At 65.7% G+C, this 1,489-nt stretch carries 1 protein-coding gene and 1 pseudogene; both read left to right on the top strand.

Translation table 11 applies throughout. The annotated features are described in order from the left end of the window. Positions 1-198 (top strand): annotated as a pseudogene (locus FJ980_RS31340) (ABC transporter permease); the annotation flags it as partial. Positions 199-343: 145 nt separating this feature from the next. Beyond that, positions 344-1,489, top strand: a 1,146-nt coding sequence (locus tag FJ980_RS31335; RefSeq protein ID WP_181181373.1) for an enoyl-CoA hydratase-related protein, incomplete at its 3' end; no start/stop codon positions are given.

The following is a 1,489-nucleotide window of genomic DNA, read 5'->3' as shown; positions in this document are numbered from 1 at the left end:
GTGGTGGTCATCGGCGGCACCTCGGTGGCCGGCGGCAAGGCCAATGTGCCCGGCGTCTGGGGCGCGGCGCTGTTCCTGGTGCTGCTTTTGACCATGCTCAACACATTCGGCGTCAGCGCCGGCGTGCGCCTGCTTTTGACCGGGCTGATCATAGTCGGCGTCATCACGGCGGCAGGCGGGGAGAAGGCGGTGCGGTGATATTCGCTTCTCTTCAACCGCAACTCGCCAGCGTGCCGTCTTACAGCCTGTCCTGACAAGTCCTGTGCCAGTGCGGCACGCGGTTCCCATTCGCGGCGCAGCCTAGTAAACCCTCCGGATCGCAGCCGGTGTCGGGAGGGTCAACTTGTCCAATTTTGTCAGCGTCGCCAGGGACAGCGACGTCGCCATCGTCGCCATCGACAATCCGCCGGTCAACGCGCTGAGCTTTCATGTCCGCGAACCACTGATGCACGCGCTGGCTGCCTTGCGTGACGACGCATCGGTCGGAGCCATCGTCGTCGCGTGCGCGGGCCGGACCTTCGTGGCCGGCGCCGACATCACCGAATTCGGCAAGCCGGTGCAACAGCCCGAGCTGCGTGCCATCATTGGGACGCTGGAAACCATCGCCAAACCTACGGTCGCCGCCATCCACGGCACCGCGCTGGGCGGCGGGCTGGAGCTGGCGCTCGGCTGTCACTTCCGCGTTGCCGATGCCGACGCCAGGCTCGGCCTGCCCGAGGTGAAGCTTGGACTGCTGCCGGGCGGCGGCGGCACGGTGCGGCTGCCGCGCCTCGTCGGCGCGATCAAAGCGCTCAGGATGATCGTTTCCGGTGCGCTGGTCGGTGCTGATGAGGCGCATGAAGCCGGACTGGTCGATGCTGTGTTCGAGAGTAACGTGATCACGCATGCCGTGAACTTCGCCAGGGAGATCGCTCGCAAGGGCGGGCCGTTCACGCCGGTGCGCGATCGCGATGACGAGATCAAGAAAACCGAGCTGGCCGCTTTCGATGCCGAGGCGGCGGATCTCGCCAGGAAGGCGCGCGGCCTCGACGCACCGATCGCTTGCGCGCAAGCGGTGCGCAACACCGTCACGATGTCGTTCGAGGAAGCTCTGGCTGCCGAACGCGCGCTGTTCATGAAGCTGGTTGCCGGCGATCAGTCGCGGGCGCAGCGGCATCTGTTCTTCGCCGAGCGTGAAGCCGCAAAGATCCCGGGCAAGGACCTTGTCCGGCGCAGGATCGCCCGCGTCGGCGTCATCGGCGCCGGCACGATGGGCGGCGGCATCGCCATGGCCTTCGCCAATGGCGGTTTTCCAGTCACCTTATTGGAGACCAGCGAGGAAGCCTTGCAGCGCGGGCTCGGCATGATCGACAAGAATTATGCCGCCTCCGTTTCGCGCGGCTCCTTGACCGAAGATGCCAGGCGCCAACGCCTCGCTCAATTCAAGGGCTCCACCGACTATTCCGACCTCGCCGATAGTGACCTGATCATCGAGGCGGTGTTCGAGGAC

The organism is Mesorhizobium sp. B1-1-5 (assembly GCF_006443065.1).
Lineage (GTDB): Bacteria > Pseudomonadota > Alphaproteobacteria > Rhizobiales > Rhizobiaceae > Mesorhizobium.
The sequence above is the reverse complement of the archived record's forward strand: the minus strand, read 5'-3'. Positions and strand labels throughout refer to the sequence as shown.